Annotated in this window: 20 protein-coding genes, 1 tRNA gene and 1 pseudogene; 4 read left to right on the plus strand and 18 right to left on the minus strand. The window is 37.5% G+C overall.

The features are described 5' to 3' along the window. Nucleotides 1–297: 297 nt before the first annotated feature. Nucleotides 298–978: a hypothetical protein gene (locus OLM56_RS00825; RefSeq protein ID WP_264527998.1), complete on the plus strand. Its 681-nt coding sequence runs from the start codon at nucleotides 298–300 to the stop codon at nucleotides 976–978. Nucleotides 979–1,075: 97 nt separating this feature from the next. Here the strand turns inward: OLM56_RS00825 and OLM56_RS00830 are convergent, their stop codons facing one another. Both OLM56_RS00830 and OLM56_RS00835 read right to left on the minus strand, forming a co-directional pair. Beyond that, entirely contained in the window at nucleotides 1,076–1,690 is a 615-nt protein-coding gene (locus tag OLM56_RS00830) for a hypothetical protein (RefSeq protein WP_264527999.1), read from the minus strand. Then, nucleotides 1,683–2,261 carry a hypothetical protein gene (locus OLM56_RS00835; protein WP_264528000.1) on the minus strand — a complete coding sequence of 193 codons (579 nt, stop codon included), beginning with the start codon at nucleotides 2,259–2,261 and terminating at the stop codon, nucleotides 1,683–1,685. Before OLM56_RS00835 ends, OLM56_RS00830 begins: the two co-directional genes overlap by 8 nt. Before the next feature lie 100 nt (nucleotides 2,262–2,361). Between OLM56_RS00835 and OLM56_RS00840 the strand changes: the two genes are divergently transcribed. The 3 genes and pseudogenes from OLM56_RS00840 to rpe all read left to right on the plus strand — a co-directional run bounded on the left by OLM56_RS00840 (nucleotide 2,362) and on the right by rpe (nucleotide 5,368). Then, nucleotides 2,362–3,318, plus strand: coding sequence for a hypothetical protein (locus OLM56_RS00840; RefSeq protein ID WP_264528001.1), 957 nt, complete (start codon nucleotides 2,362–2,364; stop codon nucleotides 3,316–3,318). Between the two features lie 99 nt (nucleotides 3,319–3,417). Beyond that, nucleotides 3,418–4,281, plus strand: a complete 864-nt coding sequence (locus OLM56_RS00845) for an RNA polymerase sigma factor RpoD/SigA (protein WP_026707723.1) — start codon at nucleotides 3,418–3,420, stop codon at nucleotides 4,279–4,281. Between the two features lie 423 nt (nucleotides 4,282–4,704). Beyond that, nucleotides 4,705–5,368: pseudogene (gene rpe, locus OLM56_RS00850) on the plus strand (ribulose-phosphate 3-epimerase). A 62-nt stretch (nucleotides 5,369–5,430) separates the two neighbouring features. Here the strand turns inward: rpe and OLM56_RS00855 are convergent. From OLM56_RS00855 to mraZ, 16 genes are all read right to left on the minus strand, one after another. Continuing rightward, nucleotides 5,431–6,225, minus strand: a complete 795-nt coding sequence (locus OLM56_RS00855; RefSeq protein ID WP_264528002.1) for a zinc-dependent peptidase — start codon at nucleotides 6,223–6,225, stop codon at nucleotides 5,431–5,433. 92 nt (nucleotides 6,226–6,317) lie between these two features. Further along, nucleotides 6,318–6,391, minus strand: a tRNA-Arg gene (locus OLM56_RS00860). Between the two features lie 29 nt (nucleotides 6,392–6,420). Next, the gene (locus OLM56_RS00865; protein WP_264528003.1) at nucleotides 6,421–6,870 is read right to left on the minus strand and encodes a GatB/YqeY domain-containing protein; all 450 of its coding nucleotides are present in this window, start codon (nucleotides 6,868–6,870) and stop codon (nucleotides 6,421–6,423) included. Between the two features lie 166 nt (nucleotides 6,871–7,036). Further along, nucleotides 7,037–8,968 carry a cell division protein FtsZ gene (gene ftsZ, locus OLM56_RS00870; protein ID WP_264528004.1) on the minus strand — a complete coding sequence of 644 codons (1,932 nt, stop codon included), beginning with the start codon at nucleotides 8,966–8,968 and terminating at the stop codon, nucleotides 7,037–7,039. Between the two features lie 60 nt (nucleotides 8,969–9,028). Further along, nucleotides 9,029–10,423 carry a cell division protein FtsA gene (gene ftsA, locus OLM56_RS00875; RefSeq protein ID WP_264528005.1) on the minus strand — a complete coding sequence of 465 codons (1,395 nt, stop codon included), beginning with the start codon at nucleotides 10,421–10,423 and terminating at the stop codon, nucleotides 9,029–9,031. Between the two features lie 3 nt (nucleotides 10,424–10,426). Continuing rightward, entirely contained in the window at nucleotides 10,427–11,152 is a 726-nt protein-coding gene (locus OLM56_RS00880) for a cell division protein FtsQ/DivIB (protein ID WP_264528006.1), read from the minus strand. Further along, the gene (gene murC / locus OLM56_RS00885; RefSeq protein WP_264528007.1) at nucleotides 11,139–12,488 is read right to left on the minus strand and encodes a UDP-N-acetylmuramate--L-alanine ligase; all 1,350 of its coding nucleotides are present in this window, start codon (nucleotides 12,486–12,488) and stop codon (nucleotides 11,139–11,141) included. Before murC ends, OLM56_RS00880 begins: the two co-directional genes overlap by 14 nt. A gap of 50 nt (nucleotides 12,489–12,538) precedes the next feature. After that, nucleotides 12,539–13,642, minus strand: a complete 1,104-nt coding sequence (gene murG / locus OLM56_RS00890; RefSeq protein ID WP_264528008.1) for an undecaprenyldiphospho-muramoylpentapeptide beta-N-acetylglucosaminyltransferase — start codon at nucleotides 13,640–13,642, stop codon at nucleotides 12,539–12,541. Nucleotides 13,643–13,712: 70 nt separating this feature from the next. Next, nucleotides 13,713–15,026: an FtsW/RodA/SpoVE family cell cycle protein gene (locus OLM56_RS00895; protein WP_264528009.1), complete on the minus strand. Its 1,314-nt coding sequence runs from the start codon at nucleotides 15,024–15,026 to the stop codon at nucleotides 13,713–13,715. Nucleotides 15,027–15,076: 50 nt separating this feature from the next. After that, complete coding sequence (gene murD, locus OLM56_RS00900) at nucleotides 15,077–16,414, minus strand: UDP-N-acetylmuramoyl-L-alanine--D-glutamate ligase (protein ID WP_121375193.1); 1,338 nt, start codon at nucleotides 16,412–16,414, stop codon at nucleotides 15,077–15,079. Beyond that, nucleotides 16,415–17,638, minus strand: coding sequence for a phospho-N-acetylmuramoyl-pentapeptide-transferase (gene mraY / locus OLM56_RS00905; protein WP_264528010.1), 1,224 nt, complete (start codon nucleotides 17,636–17,638; stop codon nucleotides 16,415–16,417). Nucleotides 17,639–17,645: 7 nt separating this feature from the next. Beyond that, entirely contained in the window at nucleotides 17,646–19,109 is a 1,464-nt protein-coding gene (locus OLM56_RS00910; protein WP_264528011.1) for a UDP-N-acetylmuramoyl-L-alanyl-D-glutamate--2,6-diaminopimelate ligase, read from the minus strand. Continuing rightward, entirely contained in the window at nucleotides 19,106–21,103 is a 1,998-nt protein-coding gene (locus OLM56_RS00915) for a penicillin-binding protein (RefSeq protein ID WP_121375195.1), read from the minus strand. Before OLM56_RS00915 ends, OLM56_RS00910 begins: the two co-directional genes overlap by 4 nt. Then, on the minus strand, nucleotides 21,094–21,441 hold the full coding sequence (locus OLM56_RS00920; protein ID WP_121375196.1) for an FtsL-like putative cell division protein: 348 nt from the start codon (nucleotides 21,439–21,441) through the stop codon (nucleotides 21,094–21,096). Before OLM56_RS00920 ends, OLM56_RS00915 begins: the two co-directional genes overlap by 10 nt. A 60-nt stretch (nucleotides 21,442–21,501) precedes the next feature. Next, nucleotides 21,502–22,410, minus strand: coding sequence for a 16S rRNA (cytosine(1402)-N(4))-methyltransferase RsmH (gene rsmH, locus OLM56_RS00925; protein ID WP_264528012.1), 909 nt, complete (start codon nucleotides 22,408–22,410; stop codon nucleotides 21,502–21,504). Continuing rightward, nucleotides 22,385–22,858, minus strand: a complete 474-nt coding sequence (mraZ, locus tag OLM56_RS00930; protein WP_182492758.1) for a division/cell wall cluster transcriptional repressor MraZ — start codon at nucleotides 22,856–22,858, stop codon at nucleotides 22,385–22,387. The genes rsmH and mraZ overlap by 26 nt, the downstream gene beginning before the upstream one ends. Nucleotides 22,859–23,088 lie beyond the last annotated feature (230 nt).

Raw genomic sequence — 23,088 nt, forward strand, 5'->3', positions numbered from 1 at the left:
ATAAGTTGGTTAGTTATCTTAGCCCTATTTCATTAATCTGAAATGGGGCTTTTAATTTGTACGTGAGTTTTGTCTCAAAATATCATTTACAGCAAAAACTGGTATTCTTAATTGTCAAGTTTATTCTCATTAATAGTTCATGTCTCTTTTTCTTCTTTCCGTGACATCTATTTTCTAGTTCGTAGCATTTTCTTCCATAAAAAACCGAATTGCCTTTACTTTTACTAAGCAAAACAAGCAATCTTGGCGGATACCGAAAAGCCATATGAGTAGGAACAACCACAAAAATCTAGAATCATGTCACAACAATTCAATTTAAAAACAGTATTTACAAACGAGCAATTGAACATCCTGTATGTAACAGGAACGAATGTCATCATTGGAAAACCTTCTGACGGACGTCCTACAAATGTTGCATGGCAAGTTTTCAAGCCCTTGCAAACAAACCTATTTTCATGGAAAGAAGAATATGGAATTTACGCATCGGCTGCTGACATCAGAAATGGTGCGACCTTATCTCAATTATCAAACACTCCAATTGGATCAGAAATGGGTAAACAATATGTATTACAAGACTCTGGAAGAATCGTTGGACCTATGGGCGGAGGATATCCAAACGCATTTCTATTGTTAAACCAATTTGGAATGAAACCTTATATGACAGTTGGTCTTCATCAAAATGCCACCGTGAATGGAATTGAAAGAATTGGAAATGCCGTTTCTGCAACCCCAGCTTTAATGCAAAGTACTGCGGTAATGTCCCCAAACACCACTCTTCATATCTGGTTGCAATCTCAAGTTGTTAGCAATTCAGTTGTTACTACTATAACCTCTCCTATTACTGAATTAAAATTTGGAGGCAATGTAACTGAAATTTCAATTACGTATGATTCTGCGACTGGAAAATTTGTTCCAGTAAAAAGCGGCGCGTTAAAAAGCGCTTCAGAACCATTAAATTATATTGAGCCTTCTCTATAATTATAAAGAATAAAAGTGGCTACCTATACCTAGTAGCCACTTTTATTATTCTTAAAACCATCTTCGCGCGGGCATTTTTAGCATTTTTTATTGCTGTCTAAAAATTCCAGCTTCCAGATAAACCGAGATTTATAGAAGAAGCCCCAAAATCTTTCCCTGCCCTTGAATTGAATAAATCATAAGGCGAATAATGGTAATTGCAATGAACTCCAAATCCATAAAACATAATTTTAATTCCTTGTGAGAAAGCAATCGTGTGAAGCGTCGGCTTCAAGTCCATTTTATCAAAACGTTCTCCATCGGGCTTGCTATAATGCAAATATTTCCAACCGATTCCAGAATTTGACTCAATGTGGAAATTTTCATTAGGAGATTGATATAAAAATCTTGTATATCTTAACCCTAATAAAAAAGAAGATTTACTTCCTTCCAATAGTATATTTTCATTATTCTCTTTATATGAAATGCTTTTCCCTTTTACAATACCGCTAAGTTCAGCACCAAAATCTATAAATTGACGTTTTGCAATTTTTGTCCTCATATAAAAAGCCGTGTTAATCGAACTTTCATATTTGTCGGCCAAAGCACCAAGCGGAATCCCATAACTCACTTCTATAATATTTCTTTTATATAAATCGATTTTCGGAAAAACAATAGTGTCTTGCGCATTCATCTCAAATGCAATCAAAACCAAAAAAAGCATTTTATTCATTTGGCAAAAGTTTAAATTTATTATCTGATTTGTGAGAATTTCCTGCTCCAAAAAGTAATAGCATCCCTTCGTTCACATTATGTTCCTCAAATACTATTTCTTTTTCGCTAGGTAAGTAAATCGAGTATTTGGTCATGCTCTTGGTTATAAAAACGATCGGAAAGGAAACCGTTTCGTAATTGGTATGAAAAACAAATTTGTTCTTATAATGCTTTCCATAAAATTTCAAGACATAACGTTTTGCACGAGTATCCTCAAAACTTAAAAACAGTTCTTTATTTTCTATATCTATTTGAATAGGCTTTGAATAATTGATATTATCTACATTGGAAATGTGCTTCATCAAACTCCTGGTAAAAATCTTATTATCATACTGAACATGCACCGTATCCAATTGATCATAAAATTTACCCGAAAATTTTTTAGGAATGTTTTTAAAATCTTCCCGATTAATTTGATTGTGAACCGTACACGAAGTGATACAAAACGCAAATAAAAACGGCCAGTTTCGTTTCAAAGAGTTGCCAATGCACTTTTGAAAGCTGTCAAAATTCTCAATGATTGTTTTCATGATTACTTATTTTTAGTAGTCCAAAATTCTTTTGTTTATCGCAAATAATATTGTGCTAAATAATATTTTGTATTTTAGCATTTGTGATAATCGCAAAAAAATGAGTAATCAAGACCTTTTACTAGGGAATATCAGAAAGCACCTGTCTAAAAATTCTTCCTTAATTGAAGAAATAGCTTCCGTCTTACACATAAGTTATGATGCTTCTCATCGAAGAGTCTCTTGCAAAAGCAAGTTTTCGATTGAAGAAACCGTAAAGCTCTGCCAGCACTATTCCATTTCGATGGACAATATTTTCAAAGGAGATAGCAATAAAGTAATTGCAGAAAAGACAAAAGAAATACGTTCACTAGAAGATTTGGCATTATACTTTAGACAATCAGCTCAAAATCTGAAACCTTATGCCGCCAACTCGAAGATGTATTATTCTTCAAAAGATATTCCTCTTTTTTATACTATTGGAGGAACATTGCTTTCAAAATTCAAATTATATGTATGGCTGAATCTTTTGGTTGGAACAGAAAATCAGGAAAACTTTGAAAAGTTCACTCTAGATCAGTCACTTTTAGAATATAGTTCACAGCTGCAAAGTGTTTATGAAAATGCTGAAGTTCATGAAATCTGGAACGACACTACCATCAACAGTACATTACAGCAAATCTTATATTTTTTTGAATCCGGATTATTATCGCATTCCAATGCAGTACTTCTCTATGAAGATTTAAAAAAACTTTTACAGAAAGCTGAAGAAAAATCAAGCAAGAACTCGACAGGATATCATTTATATTATAATGAGTTGCTGATCTTGAACAACAATGTGCTTATGTCTGGTCCAGAAAAGAAATCTTTATTTATTCCATACACCATGCTTGGTTATTTTATTACAGAAGATGAATCGACTTGTCGAAACGCTTCGGAATATTTTATCCATCAAATTAAAAATTCGAAGTCGTTAAACTTGTCAGGAACACGCGATCGAAAAATTTTCTTTGGTAGAGGCCATCAAAAAATTGATTTTTATTTACAGAAAATCAACAAGTTAGACTTCGAAATATAACAAAAGACTAAAAATAGAAATATTTTTTTTACCTTTTTGTAACTTTTTGGCAACTCGTTACGTATAACAACCTGAATACTTAAATTAAGGAGAAACTAAATGAGACAACTCAAAATTACCAAGCAGGTAACTAACCGTGAAACTGCTTCCTTAGACAAATACCTACAAGAAATTGGAAAAGTTGACCTTATTACAGCTGATGAAGAGGTAGAATTAGCTCAAAAAATAAAAGCCGGAGACCAGAGAGCGTTAGAAAAATTGACAAAAGCCAATTTGCGTTTCGTAGTTTCGGTTGCAAAACAATATCAAAATCAAGGACTTACACTTCCTGATTTAATTAACGAAGGAAATTTAGGTCTTATAAAAGCCGCGCAACGTTTCGATGAAACGCGTGGTTTCAAATTTATCTCCTACGCTGTATGGTGGATTCGTCAATCTATCTTGCAGGCTTTGGCAGAACAATCTCGTATTGTTCGTCTGCCTTTGAACAAAATCGGTTCTATCAATAAGATCAATAAGATGTATGCGTTGCTTGAGCAATCAAACGAGCGTCCGCCATCTGCTGAAGAAATTGCAAAAGAATTGGATATGACGGTGAACGACGTAAAAGAATCTATGAAAAATTCTGGACGTCACCTTTCTATGGATGCTCCTCTTGTGGAAGGAGAAGATTCAAACCTTTACGACGTTTTACGTTCAGGAGAATCTCCAAATCCAGATAGAGAGCTAATTCACGAATCTCTTCGTACAGAAATCGAGCGTTCTTTGGAAACATTGACTCCAAGAGAAGCAGATGTTGTCCGTTTATACTTCGGTTTAGGCGACCAGCATCCGATGACTTTGGAAGAAATAGGCGAAACTTTCGATTTGACACGCGAGCGTGTGCGTCAGATTAAAGAAAAAGCAATCCGCAGACTGAAACACACTTCAAGAAGCAAGATCTTAAAAACCTATTTAGGATAAACAATTGCAAAGTTTTCTATAATCATTTTGATTGTTAGAATTTATTTGTATATTGGTTTTCCAAAAAATTGACATTCATTTACTACAATATTTAACGCAACAACAGTTCAAAACTGTTCGTTTTTTGATTGATGATTGAAACTCCGGCTGATTACCGGAGTTTTGTTTTTTTATCAAACAAAACCTCGGTCTGTTCGCTTCGCTCGGGTTTCCGGAGTTTTGTTTTTTTATCAAACAAAACCTCGGTCTGTTCGCTTCGCTCGGGTTTCCAGAGTTTTGTTTTTTAGTTTAAAAACTTTATTCCAAATTGAATATTCAACATTCAAAATATTTTGAAAATAGTATCTTTGCCACACAACTGAAAAAAGTTTGAATATTGATTAACGAATTTTCAATTTTGAACTTTATACAACACAACTACAAATGAAAAATACTTTAATCGCACCTTCTGTGCTTGCTGCTGATTTTGGGAACTTGCAGCGCGACCTGGAAATGATCAATACTAGTGAGGCCGACTGGTTTCATATTGATATCATGGATGGTGTTTTTGTTCCTAACATTTCTTATGGAATGCCCGTTTTGGAAACTATCCAAAAACATGCAAAAAAAAACAATCGACGTACATTTGATGATTATCGATCCTGATCGTTATATCAAGACTTTTGCATCGCTTGGAGCAAATGTACTAAGCGTCCATTATGAAGCTTGTACGCACTTACACAGAACGCTACAGGCTATAAAAGCAGAAGGCATGAAAGCTGGAGTTGCTTTGAATCCACACACAAGCGTTACCCTTCTAGAAGACATTATCAACGATATTGACGTAGTATGTGTAATGAGCGTTAATCCTGGTTTTGGCGGTCAATCATTTATTGAATCAACTTATAAAAAAGTAAGACAGCTAAAAGAAATCATATCTCGAAACAAAGCAACCACTTTAATTGAAGTAGACGGCGGCGTTACTAACAAAAACGCAAGACAATTAGCCGAAGCAGGAGCCGATGTTCTAGTTGCCGGCAGCTATGTATTCAAAGCAGAAAATCAACTAGAGACTATTGCTGATTTAAAGAAAATCACGGCAATTTAATATCTCTGTTATCCATAAAAAAGACCTGCAAACAAATTCGTTGGCAGGTCTTTTTATTTGGTTTATTCTTCGTTAAAATTAATCATTGCCTTTACTCTTTCGTATAGTTCAGGAAATTCTTTTTTAAAAGTCTCCGGAGATTCAAAAAAATGTTCTAGAAGCACTGATAGAAATTCAAATTGGTTCTCATAAGCATAATCCCGGAAATACCCTCTCTCCGTCAATTCAGAAGACATTCTAGCATCATTATAGTATTTTACAATCTCATTGAATTCGTCGTAGAATATAGAAGCGCTAGCATCTTTCCCTTTTATGGCATGAAAATGTAGTACATGTGTAAATTCATGAAGTCCTAAATTTACATTGTCATTAGTCGTCTGATGTCCTAAAAGAAAATCTTCCCATGAAAACACCACGGCTTTCAACCTTGGATTGTATTCGCCTTTATGATTCTGCTCTGTTATGGTTGAAAAATACTGGCTCGGATAGATGATAATTTTTTGAAACAAAGGAGTGAGATAATACCGCATTCCGAATGTTAGCATAACATAGGTTCCGGCTATAATGATCTTCATTTCTTCAGAAACATGGACGTCTTTGCCGAGAAATTGATAATACTCAATAAACGATTTTACACGATGCTCAAAATAAGTTTTCCGTTTGCCTGAAAGCTTTCTGTAGAAAGAAAATTCTTTTTCCAACATCAATCTTTGAGAAGATTTTAATTTCTTAGGAATTGGATACCAATGCAGATATAACGGCTTGTTGAATGCCAACACATAAGCTGGCTCAACAACAAGTCTTAAAAAGCCCATAATCATGCATAAAGACACGATTACAACAAGTATGTATGTCAAAAAAACTAAAATTGTTTCGCCCATATTCAATATCCAAGCATTACGTTTTGGAAAATAAAAAAGGGACTAAGCCTAGTCCCTTTAAAAATTTGTGACCCTGGAGGGGTTCGAACCCCCAACCCTCAGAGCCGAAATCTGATATTCTATCCAGTTGAACTACAGGGTCATTCTTTAGAGTTTAGTCTAAAATATTATTTATGATAATAATTTCTTTACGATTGTAGAGATAGTCTTGCCATCTGCTTTTCCAGCTAATTCAGCAGAAGCTTGGCCCATTACTTTCCCCATCGAAGCCATTCCAGAAGCTCCTGTATCGGCAATGATTTTTGCCACAACAGCTTCTACTTCTTCTTCACTTAATTGAGCCGGAAGAAACTTTTCGATGATAGAGGCTTGTAGTAATTCAGGTTCAGCCAAATCAGGTCTTCCTTGCTGTGTATAAATATTGGCGCTGTCTTTTCGTTGCTTCACTAATCGTTGTAAAAGCTTAATTTCTTCATCTTGAGAAATCTCTTCTTTTGCTCCAGATTCGCTCTGTAACAGTAATAAAGCCGACTTTACAGCTCTTAACGATTCAAGGCTGACAGTATCTTTGGCTCTCATAGCCGTTTTGATTTCTTCGTTGATTTGGTTTTGCAAGCTCATTTAGTATGATTCTTTTTATTAAGTTCTTCTCATAATGCTTAAAATCAAAGAGGCATTTTTCAAATTTATTGCCATTGCCTTATTTTTTAAACTTGATGCGAAGATAAAAAAAATAACCCGAAAATCACATTCAATTTTCGGGTTATCGGGTTTTGGTTTGAGTTAGTTAATCTACGTTGTCGTGAAGAAACGAATTGTTTGAACGTAATTGTAAATCATCGTTACTGTCTGTTCCTAGTGACATCCTAGATTTGCTATTGTCAGCTTGGGCACTGTTTAAATCAATTCCCATTCTTTTGTATGCTGGTTCTTTTTCAAATTCATCAACTCTTGAAGGATTGTTGTGGAATTTATAATTAAATTCTTTCATCTTCATCCTTCTTTCGTCAGCTCTTTTTTTCAAGGTCTGCTCGATGGTCATTTCAAGAGGCGAAATTTCTTCAAAAGCTGGATTGTTGAATTTTGGAGTTTCAACTTTCATCGTCAAATCCAATTCTTTGTCAACTGGCTCCTCTACTTTTGCAGCTGGTTTCGATTGAAGCAATTCGTTTTCAACCTCCATATATTCTTCTAGAGAATATTTAATGATGCCTTTCTCGTTCAATTCAGTCATCGGAACCACTTGAACAGGCTGATTCACCTTGATTTCTTTAGTTTCGTTTGACAATTCGAAAAGAATTCGGTCTTCTTTTGGCGCTTCTGTTTTTGCAATCGGCAAGTCAAAAGAAAAAGTAATCTGCTCTTCTTCTTTGTAAGCTACAAATTCTGGCTCGCGTACTTCCATTTCTCTAACTTCTGGAGTCGTGATGTAAAATTCGTGTTCGCTGATAGGAGAAACAATCTGGAATTCCACATCAATATTCTTGATGAATTCTGTCGTTTTTACCAAATCAGAAACGATTTCCGGTTCTTCTACTTTTGCTTCAAATACGTCGAAATCTTCCAAAGCAAAAACAATTTTTTCATCATTTACTACTTCTTTTTTTTCTTCTGAAGGCGCAAGATCAAAAGACGGAATCGTTTGCTTTTGCATCAAGTCACGACCCATTTTTTGCTCATCCTCCAATGAGTGGATAATTTTTTTTGGCTCGGTATTGACGATTTCGTTTTGCTGTTCTACGTTAAATCCCGTAGCAATGATCGTTACAGCGATTGAGTCGCCAAGCGTATCATCTTCGCCAACTCCCATGATGATGTTAGCATTAAAGCCCGCTTCAGCTTGGATGTGGTCATTGATTTCTCCGATTTCATCAATCGTAATTTCGTTGGTTCCAGAAACGATAAGCAACAATACGTTTTTGGCGCCTGTAATTTTGTTATCATTTAGCAAAGGCGAATCTAATGCTGAAACGATAGCTTCTTTAGCACGATTTTCTCCGATTGCCGTAGCCGAACCCATAATAGCCGTTCCGCTGTTTGACAATACGGTCTTTGCGTCTTTTAAATCGATATTTTGAGTATAGTGGTGCGTAATTACTTCAGCAATACCTCTTGAGGCTGTTGCCAAAACTTCATCCGCTTTTGAGAATCCGGCCTTGAAGCCAAGATTTCCGTATACTTCTCTTAATTTATTATTGTTGATTACGATAAGCGAATCTACTTGCTTTCTCAATCTTTCTACTCCTAACAAGGCTTGGTCAGAACGAACTTTTCCTTCAAATTGGAAAGGAATAGTCACAATCCCTACTGTAAGGATGTCTCTTTCTTTAGCCAATTGAGCAATTACCGGCGCAGCACCAGTTCCAGTACCACCGCCCATTCCAGCCGTGATAAAAACCATTTTGGTATTGCTGTCAAGCATCTTCTCGATATCAGCAATGCTTTCGATAGCCGACTGTTGTCCAACTTCAGGGTTTGCTCCAGCTCCAAGACCTTCTGTAAGGTTAACCCCTAACTGAATCTTGTTTGGAACTGCACTATTCTGCAAAGCTTGAGAATCTGTGTTGCAGACAATAAAATCCACTCCTTTAATTCCCTGCTGAAACATGTGGTTGATCGCGTTGCTTCCGCCTCCTCCTACACCAATTACTTTAATTACATTTGATTGATTTTTTGGTAAATCAAATGAAATGCTTCCAAAATCTGAGTTGCTCATCATAATATTTGGTTTTAATTTCTTTTCCTTTTCTTTTAATTTTTCTGTCTGGCTATTAGGCCCCTATTCCGCATTGTCTAAAAACTCCTTAATCTTGTCGATATATTTGTCAAAAAACGACTTTTTCATTCTTCCTTCTGTAGAAACCGTCTTGGCCTGCTCTACTTTTTTAGGAACTTCTTCTTCAATAATTTCTTCTTCATAATGATTCGTTTCCGCAACAACTTCTTTCTGCTGCATCTGAATCGGAACGACCTTTTCAACTTCTACTTGATTGAACGGAACAGCACTTGTGGTATTATTCCTGATGCTGTTCATCACTAATCCGACAGCTGTTGCATAAAGCGGACTTGAAATTTCTTCATCCGAATTTCCAGCGAGATGTTCGTTCGGATAACCAATTCTCGTATCCATTCCTGTAATGTATTCTACCAATTGCTTGATATGCTTCAATTGTGCTCCACCGCCTGTCAGAACAATACCTGCAATCAGTTTTTTACGCGGATCTTCGTGTCCGTATGATTTGATTTCTGTAAAAACTTGGTCGATAATCTCTACTACACGAGCATGAATTATTTTTGACAAGTTTTTCAACGAAATTTCCTTAGGCTCTCTTCCTCTCAAACCTGGAATAGAAACAATCTCATTGTCTTTATTTTCTCCTGGCCATGCAGAACCGAATTTCACTTTCAATAGCTCGGCTTGTTTTTCAATAATCGAACAGCCTTCTTTGATATCATCGGTAATGACATTTCCGCCGAAAGGAATCACTGCCGTATGGCGGATAATCCCATCTTTAAAAATTGCCAAGTCTGTTGTTCCACCACCGATATCGATTAACGCAACACCAGCTTCTTTTTCTTCTTGGCTCAATACTGCATCTGCCGAAGCTAAGGGCTCTAATGTCAATCCGGATAAATCTAGGCCTGAACTTTTGATACATCTTCCAACATTTCTGATTGAAGAAGCTTGGCCTACGACAACATGAAAACTAGACTCTAGTCTTCCGCCATACATTCCGATTGGCTCTTTGATTTCGGCTTGCCCGTCAATCTTAAATTCTTGCGGCAACACGTGGATAATTTCTTCTCCAGGAAGCATCGCTAATTTGTGCACCTGATTGATCAACAGGTCGATATCATTTTCGCTGATTACTTCTTCAGGATTGCTTCTGCTGATGTAATCGCTGTGCTGTATGCTTCTGATGTGCTGTCCGGCAATGCCGACAACAACGTCTTTTATTTTATAACCTGAATCTACTTCTGCTTCGTGTACTGCCTGCTGGATAGATTGAATTGTCTGCGTGATATTGTTTACAACGCCTCTTGCCACACCAAGGCTTTTGGATTTTCCAACGCCCAAAATTTCAAGCTTCCCGTATTCATTCTTCTTGCCAATCATAGCGACAATCTTGGTTGTCCCAATGTCTAAACCTACTGCAATGCTCTCTTTTTCCATATCCTAATTTTTGGTGCACACTACCTGTTGCGTAAACTTCAGATTTACTGTCTTGTATTTATTTATCAAACTGTCTCGAATTGCCTTCTGAAAAAAGGCTTTATAATTCTTGAACTTTTTATCAACATTAATGGTTCTGCCAAAATCGATGACATAATTAAAATTTCTGTTCATCATTTTTAGGCTACCATTTGGCAAAACTTGTATACCGATGATGTTTTTATGCAAAAACTCATCGTCATAGATGTAACGAAAAACCTCGTTTAGATTTTCATTATTTTTACCGTTAATCCCCCCCGAAACAATTGGAACTCTAGCTGTGAAATTGTCTGACAACGGCATCTTATGTCCTTCGTAATCAATATAAAAAGAACCGTTATCCTCAAACACTCTGGCAACAGGTGTTTTCTGTTTCACGACAGCTTTTAAGACGCCATCAACACTCACAAATACTTCACACTTTTCGATCATATTGTGATTATTGAGAGTTTTCTCCAATTTATTCAAATCTAACTCATCTTTTTGAATGCTCGTAGCGGCTGCATTATTTTCTATTAACAATTTATTAACCGCTTCTTGTGTAATAAACGGACTATTTTCATTGACAAATTCTACTACGGATTTTTTCAATTTTCGCTGTTCATTTCTCTTCGAAGTAAAAGAATACAGGAAAATCACAAGCGCAAACATGAACGCTAATTTGATATTTGTCCAGTTAAACTTTTTCATACAAAGCTTCTTTAATCGGTTTCACCAATTCGCCTATATCGCCTGCTCCAATTGTAACAACAACTTTAGCATTGCTTTTTAAAATCTCCGAAATCAGGTCGGTTTTTGACACTAATTTTTTATTCGGATTGTCTATCTTGCTTAAAAGCCATTCGGAATTCACTCCTTCGACTGGCAACTCTCTAGCCGGATAAATATCCAACAAAATCACTTCGTCAAAAGCAGACAAACTTGACGCAAATCCGTCGATAAAATCTTTTGTCCTGCTGAATAGATGGGGCTGAAAAATAGCCAAAACTTTTTCTTCAGGATACAACTCCGTAACCGCTTGATGTACCGCATTTATTTCAGTCGGATGATGTGCATAATCATCGATATATACTACATTTTCTTCTTTAATCTGATAAGAAAATCTGCGTTTTACACCTTTAAATGTAAATAATGCTTTGGCAATGCTTTCGGTCGGGGTGCCGTAGGTATTTGCCATTGCCAAAGCGATTAAGGCATTTGTCAAATTGTGTTTTCCTGGTAAATTAAATTGTATGTCTTTTATGATTTCTGAAGGCGTCTGCACATCAAAAACATAAGCGCTATTTTCGATTCTGATATTAAAAGCCTTGTAATTGGCTTCTTCATTAACCGCAACAGAAATCCCTTCTAAAGGCAGTCCCTTTGCAATAAACAAATTGTTTTTATCTTCTACTTTGCCTGCAAATTCAACAAAGGAAGCTTCGATAGAAGCTGTATCTCCATAAATATCCAAATGATCAGCATCCATCGATGTGACGCAGGCAATATTTGGATATAAATGCAAGAAGGAACGATCAAACTCATCAGCTTCAACAACGGTTACGGTCTTGCCGCTTCCGATTAGGTTGGAATTATAATTTTCTATGATGCCACCTAAAAATGCCGTAACATCGGCTCCGCTTTCATATAAAATATGTCCTAAAATGCTCGAAGTCGTCGTTTTCCCGTGTGTTCCTGCTACGGCAAAACAGAAGGTATCTTTTGTAATTATACCAAGTACTTCTGCTCTCTTTTTAACTTGGTATTCTCTTTCTAAGAAATAGTTCCATTCCGAGTGCGTTTTAGGCACAGCCGGAGTAATGATTACTAAAGTATTTTCGGAATAATAGTCTTTCGGGATTAAGGAAATACTGTCTTCAAAATGAATTTCGATTCCTAAAGCTTCTAATTCTTTCGTAAGCTCTGTTTCGGTCTTATCATATCCACATACGTTTTTGCCGATAGCTTTGAAATAACGCGCCAGTGCGCTCATTCCGATGCCTCCGATTCCGATGAAATAAACGTTATGTATCTGATTCAAATTCATTTTTTTAGTCTTAATGTCGTAAAGTTTCAAGTCATAAAGTCATCAGACTTTTACGATTTTTGGCTTTCAACTAATTTTATTATTTCGTCGACAATGTCTTTTGTTGCATTAGGCATTGCCATTTTTTTTATGTTTTCGCTCAAGTTTTCTTGTAGGTTCTTGTCACTTAAGAGATTGTTGAAAATTGAAGTGAATTTTGTATCCAGCTCGTTTTCTTTTATCATCAGGGCTCCATTTTTATCTACAATTGCTTTTGCATTTTTTGTCTGATGGTCTTCGGCAACATTTGGCGACGGGATAAAAATTACAGGCTTACCCACCAAGCACAATTCCGAAACTGAAGAAGCTCCAGCTCTAGAAATAATGACATCTGCCGCGGCATACACCAAATCCATTCTATCAATAAACGCTGTCACCTGAACATTTTCTTTTTCATTAAAATGCTTGTACTCTTCGATATAAAACTTGCCGCACTGCCAAATAACTTGTACCTCTTGAGAAGAAAAATTCACTAATTCTTTCGCAATCAGTTGGTTTATTCTTCTTGATCCCAAACTTCCGCCAAGCACCAATAACACTTTTTTATCGGGATTCAGCTTGAAATAGTCTCGTGCTTCTTTTTTCTTCCCTTTTATATCGATCAAATCTTGGCGAACTGGATTTCCCGTGAAGACAATCTTATCTTTTGGAAAAAATCGGTCCAGATTTTCATAGGCCACGCAAATCTTGCTTGCTCTGCTACTCAACCATTTATTTGTGATGCCTGGATACGAATTTTGCTCTTGGATTACAGTTGGAATTCCTGCAAAACCAGCTACTCTTAATAGCGGTCCGCTTGCAAAACCTCCAGTTCCGATAGCCACATTCGGTTTGAATTTGTTGATAATCGTCCTTGATTTCAACAAGCTATCAAAAAGCTTGAAAGGGAAAAGCGAGTTATCCAGCGTAAGCCTTCTTTGCAATCCTGAAATCCAAAGTCCTTTTATCGGATAACCTGCTTGTGGCACTTTCTGCATCTCCATTTTGTCTTTGGCCCCTACAAATAGGATTTCACAATCTGGGAAACGTTCTTTTAATTCATTTGCAATAGCAATTGCTGGGTAGATATGTCCACCAGTACCGCCACCGCTTAATATGAATTTTAATTTTTGCATTTTTTTAAATCTTTTTTCACTGATTTCATCTGCAAACTGCCATCTGAAATCTTATATCTGCCATCTTAAATTATTTCCCCATCACTGCTTTCATTGGATTGTCGCTTACATCCTCGATTGCATATTGTGGTTCTTTTTCATTTGTGATTTCTTCTTCCTCTTCGACATTTTCACCGTTCATTTCTCTTTCGATCAATCGTTGCAATGCTTCTTCTCTTTGGGCTTTTTCAAGATTTTCTTGAGCAATTTCCTCATCTTTTTTGGTCACGCTGAGAATAATCCCAAGCGACACACAAGTCATCCAAATAGAGCTACCTCCACTACTTATTAACGGCAAAGTCTGTCCTGTTACGGGCAATAATTCAACGGCAACAGCCATATTAATTAGCGCCTGAAATACTATAGGAAATCCTAACCCGACGACTAATAATTTTCCAAATAAGGTATTGGCTTTGTGCGATGCAATCAAGAATCGGATGAAAAGCATGATGTAGAGGAACATGACGACAACGGCACCAATAAGTCCATTTTCTTCTACGATGATCGCATAAATAAAATCGGAAGACGATTGCGGCAGGAAGTTTTTCTGAACGCTTTTTCCTGGACCTAAACCACGTATTCCGCCAGTAGCTATTGCTATTTTTGCTTTTTCAATCTGATAATTATCTTCGTCTGGTTTGTCGCTCGTAAAGTTTTCAATACGGCTGACCCAAGTGTCTACACGGTTAGGAAAAGCATCTGGAAAAGCTTTTGCAACTAAAATAAAAAAGGTCAATCCGACAACTCCAGCTCCGATTACAATCCCGAGGTATCTCAAAGGATATTTGCCCACAAATACCAGCATTACGACCATTGAAAAAATCAGTGCTGCGGTAGAAAAGTTAGCCGGCAGAATCAGCAGTATTATTCCGAATACTGGAAGCCATAATTCGATTACCGATTTTTGGAACGTGTCTTCGACTTCTCGCTTTTTTGCCAGATATCTTGCTACATAAATCATCAGCACCATTGCGGCGAGTGTTGAAGTCTGGAAACTGATTCCGACAAAAGGAATCTGGATCCAACGGCTGGCATTCGCACCGCCTATTGTTTTTCCTTGGAAAAGCGTGTACAGCAAGAGCAATCCTACAATCGGAAGGGCAATCATTGAAATCGCCTTGAAATAATGGTATGGAATTTTATGCACCATATAAACAATCAGAAATCCGATTCCTACGTGCGCAAAATGCTTAATCAAAAAGCTGACTGTGTTTCCAGAACCATTTGCACTATACGCCAAATTACTACTTGCGCTGTAAACAGGCATAAACGAAATCAATGCCAAAAGAGCGATGAACGCCCAGATGACCTTGTCTCCTTTAAGATTGTTTATAAACTCTTTCATAATTCCCTTTCTTTTACTTGTAATTTACTTTCCTGAAAACAGGTTGGCATCTATAGATTTTGAACGGCTTGCTTAAACTGCCTTCCTCTGTCTTCGTAATTTTCGAACAAATCGAAACTTGCACAGGCCGGCGAAAGCAAAACAGTATCGCCTTTTTCTGCCATTCTTTGTGCATATTTTACGGCATCTCTCATATTTTGAGCCTCAATCATTTCATCCACGACATCACCGAAGGCGTCGATAATTTTTTTGTTATCAATACCAAGGCAGATGATTGCTTTTACCTTTTCGCGAACCAACGGCATCAATTCTGAGTAATCATTTCCTTTGTCAACACCTCCAACTATCCATACGGTTGGCGTATTCATGCTATCTAAAGCGTAAAATGCGGCATTCACATTGGTTGCTTTTGAATCGTTCACATATTGCACGTTTTGAATTTTAAGCACTTTTTCCAAACGATGCTCCACACCTTGAAAATCAGAAAGGCTTTCACGGATTGTGGATTTTCTGATTCGCAGCAATTGCGCAACTGTTGAAGCTGCCATTGCATTTTTCACGTTGTGTTTTCCTTCTAGGGCTAGTTTGTCTTGTGGCATAACAAATTCTTCGTTATTGATGTTTATATTGATTGTATCTTCTTTTGCATAAGCTCCGTTTTCAATTGTCTTTGTCATTGAAAAGGGCAGCAACTGCGCTTTTGTCTTGTTCATTTTGAGCCAATTTCCTATGGCTTCGTCGTCGGCGTCATAAATCAGGTAATCTTCTTCTGTCTGGTTTTCGGTAATCCTGAATTTTGATGCGATGTATTTTCCGTAATCATAATCGTATCGATCTAAATGATCTGGGCTGATATTTGTGATTATGGCAATGTGCGGCTTATAGTCTATAATCCCATCCAATTGGAAACTGCTTAATTCTAAAACATACACATCGTGTTTATCATCGGCTACCTGCCAGGCAAAGCTTTTTCCGATATTCCCAGCTAATCCTACGTTTATGCCTCCTTGTTTCAGCAGATGATAGGTCAGCATCGTCGTGGTGGTCTTTCCGTTGCTTCCGGTAATCCCAACGGTTATTGCTTTTGTGTACTGGACGGCGAATTCAATTTCGGAAATCACTTTTATTCCTCGCTCCAAAAGTTTTTTTACGATTGGCGATTTATCAGGAATTCCGGGGCTTTTCATCACTACATCTGCATTGAGAATCAAATCTTCTGTATGCTTTTCTTCTTCCCACTTTATACCATGAAGGCCAAGAACTTCTTTATAATTGTTTTTTATTTTTCCGAAATCAGACACAAAAACATCGTATCCTTTTTTCTTTCCGAGAATTGCAGTTCCTACGCCGCTTTCTCCTCCGCCTAAAATGACCAATCGTTGTTCCATTTATCTTAATTTTAGGGTTACGATTGACAGAATTGCCAGCAAGATTCCCACGATCCAGAAGCGGGTCACGATTTTGCTTTCGTGATAACCCTTCTTCTGGTAATGGTGATGCAATGGCGACATCAAAAAGATTCTCCGGCCTTCGCCGAAACGTTTTTTTGTATATTTAAAATAAGAGACCTGCAGCACGACGGAAAGGTTTTCTGCCAAGAAAATACCGCACAATACAGGAATCATTAATTCTTTTCTAACTGCAATAGCCAAAACGGCGATGATTCCGCCAATGGTCAAACTGCCTGTATCGCCCATGAATACGGTCGCAGGATAGGTGTTGTACCAAAGGAATCCGACGAGCGCTCCGACAAATGAGGCGATATAAACCGTCATCTCTCCTGAATTAGGGATGTACATTATGTTCAGGTAGTTCGAGAAAATAATGTTACCCGAAACAAAGGTGAAAATACCAAGTGCTATTACGGAAATAGCAGAAGTTCCAGCGGCAAGACCATCGATTCCGTCGGTAAGATTGGCTCCGTTGGAAACAGCGGTGATGATAAAAATCACAACTGGAATAAAAATCAGCCAAGCGTAATCTTTATAGTCGTCTCCAGCCCATGAAAGCAATTCTGCATAATCAAATTCGTTGTCTTTGAAGAAAGGAATTGTTGTTGCTGTCGATTTTTCTTCTAATGGAACTGCAGAAACAGTCGTCTGATTTGTCGCAAAAACATTGGTGTTTCCAGTATCTGTCCGCACGGTTACGCTTGGATGGAAATACAGTACTGTTCCGACAATCAGTCCTAGTCCGACTTGACCGATAACTTTGAACCTTCCTTTTAATCCTTCTTTATCTTTTTTGAAAATCTTGATATAATCGTCTATGAATCCGATAGTTCCCATCCAAAGCGTGGTTACAATCAGCAAAAGAATATAGATATTGTTCAATTTGGCCAGTAAAAAAACCGGTACCAAAGTGGCAACGATGATAATCAGTCCACCCATCGTAGGCGTTCCCGCTTTTTCGTTTTGTCCAGCAAGACCAAGCTCACGAACGGTTTCCCCTACTTGCTGTCTTCTTAAAAAGTTGATGATCTTTTTACCAAAAACAGTCGAAATCAACAAAGAAAGTATGATAGCCAAACCTGAACGGAAGGTAATATATTGAAAGACTCCAGTTCCTGGGATGTCCATTCGGTCTAAATAATCAAATAGATAGTATAGCATAGTTCCTCTATTTATTCAGTTGTTCTAATAGTTCAGTTACAATTTTCATATCGTCAAAATCATAGCGGACTCCGTTGATTTCTTGATAGGTTTCATGTCCTTTTCCTGCAATCAGGATAATATCGTTTGGTTGTGCCAGCTGGCAGGCTGTTTTAATGGCTTGCTTTCTGTCGACAATCGCTATTGTCTTTTTATAATTTTGAGGCTCTACACCTTGTTCCATTTCTAAAATAATGGCTTCTGGATCTTCGGTTCTTGGGTTGTCTGACGTTAGAATCGCTTTGTCACTTAATGTTGAAGCAATATTCGCCATAATCGGGCGCTTAGTCTTATCTCTATCGCCGCCACAGCCGACTACCGTAATAAGTTGTTCGTTTTTTGTACGGATATCATCGATAGTTTTCAATACGTTTTCCAAAGCATCTGGCGTGTGGGCGTAATCCACGACAGCGGTAATGTTTTCTTTGGAAACGATAAATTGGAATCGTCCAGAAACGCTTTCAAGTTCAGAAAGCAATCGCAACACTTCTAAATTGTCAAGTCCTAATTCAATCGCAGTTCCATATATTGCAAGCAGGTTATAGGCATTGAATGTTCCGATTAGCCTAACCCAAACTTCTTGCTCATTTACTTTCAGCAACAATCCTGACAATTGGTTTTCTAGAATCTGCGCTCTGTAATCGGCGTATGATTTTAAAGCGTAAGTCAGTTTTTTAGCTGTCGTGTTCTGCAACATGACCATTCCGTTTTTATCATCAGAATTCACTAAAGCGAAGGCTGATTTTGGCAACTGATCGAAAAACATTTTTTTGACATCTCTGTATTCTGCAAATGTTTTATGGTAATCCAAATGGTCGTGTGAAAGATTGGTAAAAACGCCTCCTGCAAACTGTAAACCTTCGGTTCTTTTTTGGGCGATTCCGTGAGAGCTGACTTCCATAAAGCAAAATTCCACGCCAACATCGTTCATTTCTTTCAAGAACTTATTGATCGTGATCGAATCTGAAGTCGTCAACATTGACTTGTATTCTACATCATCTACCACATTTTTTACGGTCGAAAGCAATCCTACTTTATATCCTGCTTTTTTAAATAGCTGAAAAAGCAATGAAGCTATGGTTGTCTTACCATTTGTACCTGTAATTCCGACCAATTTTAAATTTGCGGAAGGATTTCCATAATAGTTAGAAGCAATAAAAGCCAGCGCTCGATTGGTATCTTTTACTTGGATATACGTCACGCCTTGTGCTATATTTTCCGGAAAAGTATCGCAAATAATAGCCACTGCTCCTTTGCTGATAGCCGTTTCGATATATTCATGTCCGTCTGCTACTGCACCACGGATTGCAATAAAAACGTCGTTCGTTCCGATTTTTCTTGAATCGAAGTCAATCGCGTTAATAGCAATTTCCGTTGAACCTTTTACAGCTTCAATGGCGACTTTGTATAATATGTCTTTTAGAATAATCACGATAATTCTAATATTATGGTTCTGTTTTTTACTATTGCTTCTCCAGGCTGTATGGATTGTCTTTTTACTTTACCTATTCCGATAACTTTTACTTTCATCTTTAGGTTTTCAAAAAGCGCTACTGCGTCCATTCCTGCCATTCCGTGAACATTTGGAATCGTTTCTTTTGATACTAAATCAGAATATCTTCCGTAATCTTTGTCTTGGTTGATGCTTTTTTTGTTCAGGTTTTTAATTTCATTGGTCGACGGAACATCGGTAAAAATCTTCTGTGCGATTCTCTTGAAAACCGGACCGGAAACGTCTCCTCCATAAAAGCCTTTGCTTTTACTTGGCTTATGAATGATCACGATACAGGAATATTTTGGCTTGTCGGCTGGAAAATATCCGGCAAAAGACGAAGCATAATACATGGCGTCGGTATGCTTTCCTTTAGCATAATCTACCTGTGCTGTTCCTGTTTTTCCTGCCATTGAGAAATCTTTGGAATATAATTTTGAGCCTGTTCCTTTTTTTACCGTATTCTCCAAAACTTTTCTCACTTTTTTAAGCGTTTCATCAGAGCAGATTTTCGGATTGATTACTTCTTTGTCAAATTTCTTGATGGTTTTGTTCCATTCTTTGATTTCTTTTACGAAAATCGGCTTCACCATTTCTCCGTCGTTAGCAACAGCGTTGTAGATGGCCAAGCTTTGCAATGGCGTCATGGAAACTCCATATCCGAAAGCCATCCAAGGCAATGATGTCCCGTTCCATCTTTTGGTTCCTGGCTGCGGAATAAATGGCACTCCTTCGCCTTCAAAAGGCAATCCTAATGGTTTGTTTAGCCCCATTCTGTTGATTCGGTCTACAAATTCTCTCGGATTGTCTTTGTAATTTTCATACACGGCCTGCACCATAATCGTGTTGGAAGACAGCTCAAAACCTCTTGCCAAAGAGACTTTTCCGTAACCTCCTTTTTTCGAATCTCTTACGTGTCTATTGTGATAGGTAATATCTCCGCCTCGGCTGTCATACACTTTGCTTGTATCAACTTTTTTATCATCTAAAAGAGCAATCAGGTCGATCAATTTGAATGTTGATCCAGGCTCGTGCGATTCGGCAACAGCATAATTCAATGTTTCGGAATAGCTGCCGTCTTCTACTCTGCCTAGATTTGAAATGGCTTTAACTTCGCCGGTTTTTGTTTCCATTACGACCACACAACCGTGTTCTGCTTCGTAGTATTCTAATTGCTTAAGCAACGCATGATGGGCAATATCTTGTATGTAGACATCAATCGTAGAGATAATATCATAACCGTCTTGAGGCTCTACCTGATTGTTATCGCTGATCGGCTTCCACTGTCCTTTTGCAATTTTTTGTTTCAGTACTTTTCCGTCCTTGCCATTGATATAGTTTTTGAACGCCCATTCAATTCCTTTTCCATCTACACCGCCGTCTACATATTCTCTTTCGTATCCGATAGTTCTATTGGCAATCATCCCGATTGGATGCTCCCTTACCGTTTTTTGTTCTGAAATCAATCCGCCTTTATTAGCACCTAAGTTGAATAATGGAAACGTCTTGATTCTCATATATTCTGTGTAGCTCAAGCCTCTTGCCAAAAGCATGTACCTGTTTTTATTGGCTTTTGCTTTACGGAACTCGTTCAAATAATGCGAACTTGGCTTGCCCAATAAGACTGAAAGCGAATCGGAAAGCGCTTCGACATTTTTATTAAAATCTTCTTTTTTTGGAGCCACGGCATCAAATCGGATCGTATAATTCGGAATTGATGTCGCTAAAAGACTTCCGTCGGCAGAATACACATTTCCTTTATTAGCAGGAATCACAAAATTTTTCACAGTGCGGTCTTTCGCTAGCTTCCTGTAATAATCGCCTTCCACCCACTGAATGTTCGTGAGCTTTACGAGTATTCCAGTAGCCATTATCACGACTGCAAATGCAACGAGATAAATTCTGTAAGAAATATTTTTTTCTTCTACTGCCATAACTTTTCAAAAAAGCCTTTTTCTTTTTCTTTTAATACTTTAATTTTCTTTGGAGGAACAGAAGAAGGAAAAATTCCCTTGACTTCCATTTTTTCTGAAATCGTCGATTCCATCTTTAATTTCATCAACTCGGAACGCCTGTCGACAAATTCGGAACGGAGTTCTTTCACCTCTTTATCTAATTCTGTAATCCTGTATGTCTTTTGCTCGTAATTGTGCGAATTTGCAATCATGATTAAAGCCAAGATGATCAGGAAAATGATGAACTGCCAGTTTTTTGCCGCATCATCATTGATCAGAAATTTTGCTTTTAATATGCTGTAAATTCCGCCTTTCATGTTTTTAGATTTTAGATTTTAGATTTCTGTTGTTTGCAACCGAAACCTGCCATCTGAATACTATATCTTTTCTGCAATTCTTAGTTTCGCACTTCTTGCCCTGTTGTTGATTCTGATTTCTGCATCGTCAGGAACGATTAGTTTTCCAATCGTCTTGAACGGAACAGAAAAATTCCCGAAGAAATCACGTTCTGGCTCGCCTTCAAACATTCCGTTTTTGATGTATCTTTTTACCAATCGGTCTTCTAAAGAATGATAAGAAATCACGCTTAATCTTCCGCCAGGCTTCAATATCTCTAAAGATTGTTCCAAAAATTCTTTCAAGACATCCATTTCTTGATTTACTTCAATGCGGATTGCCTGATAGATCTGAGCCAAAATCTTATTGCTTTTATGAGCCGGCAAAAATCGGCTCAAGACCGCTTTTAGTTGTTCTGTATTTTTAATTGGCTCATGTTCTCTAGCTTCCAAAATGACTCTTGCAATTGCAGGGGCGTTTTTTAGCTCGCCATAGTCATAAAACACGCGACGCAGGTTTGCTTCGTCATATTCGTTCACTACTCCGTAAGCGCTCAAATCATTTTTTTGACTCATTCTCATATCCAATTCCGCATCGAAACGTGTCGAAAAACCTCTTTCCGCCACATCAAACTGATGCGAAGAAACCCCTAAATCAGCCAAAATTCCATCAACGCTTTTCACATTATGGAACCTTAAGAATCTTTTTATGAATCTGAAATTTTCATTAATCAGCGTAAATCTTTCATCATCCAAGGTATTTGCCAGAGCATCTTCGTCTTGGTCAAATCCGAACAGCCTACCGTTTGGACCTAGACGTTTTAAAATTTCTTTTGAATGACCGCCACCGCCGAACGTCACATCCACATAAACTCCATCTGGCTTGATATCCAAACCATCTACAGTTTCTTTCAACAAAACCGGATTATGATATTCCATTGTCGTCATCATTTATATTTCCCATTACGTCTTCCGCCAAATCTGCAAAATCTACATCATCGCCTGAAATTGATTTTTCATACAAATCCTTATCCCAGATTTCCACAATATTCACTGCCGAAGACAACACTAAATCTTTTGAGATATTTCCGAAAGCCACTAAATCTTTCGGAATCAGAAGCCTTCCCAAGTTATCGATCTCTACGACTTTTACGCCAGCCGTAAAACGCCTGATGAAGTCGTTGTTTTTCTTTACAAATCGATTCAGCTTGTTTATTTTCTGCATCATTAAATTCCACTCCGCCATCGGATACAGCTCCAAGCAAGGCTGAAAAACAGAACGTTTTAACACGAAACCATCGTTCAAAGAATCAGTCAATTGCTTCTTCAAAGGAGCTGGCAAAAGCACCCTTCCTTTAGCATCGACCTTGCATTCATATGTTCCAATGATGGTATTCAATGAGTTACATTTTTTACTGTTTCATAGCAAATGTAGAAAAATAATTACCACAATCTACCACATTTTACCACTTTGTTGATAAGTTTTACCACTTTAGAATCAAAACAGATAATTAATAGCTTGCCAGAGCTTTAGGATTTGTTGTAGATATTTTAACTAAATTTAACTTTAGCCAAAAATTCGATAAGAGATTTATGATTTTTGATGGAAATTTTAAATATTTCAGAAAA

This window comes from Flavobacterium sp. N2550 (genome assembly GCF_025947265.1).
GTDB lineage: Bacteria > Bacteroidota > Bacteroidia > Flavobacteriales > Flavobacteriaceae > Flavobacterium > Flavobacterium endophyticum.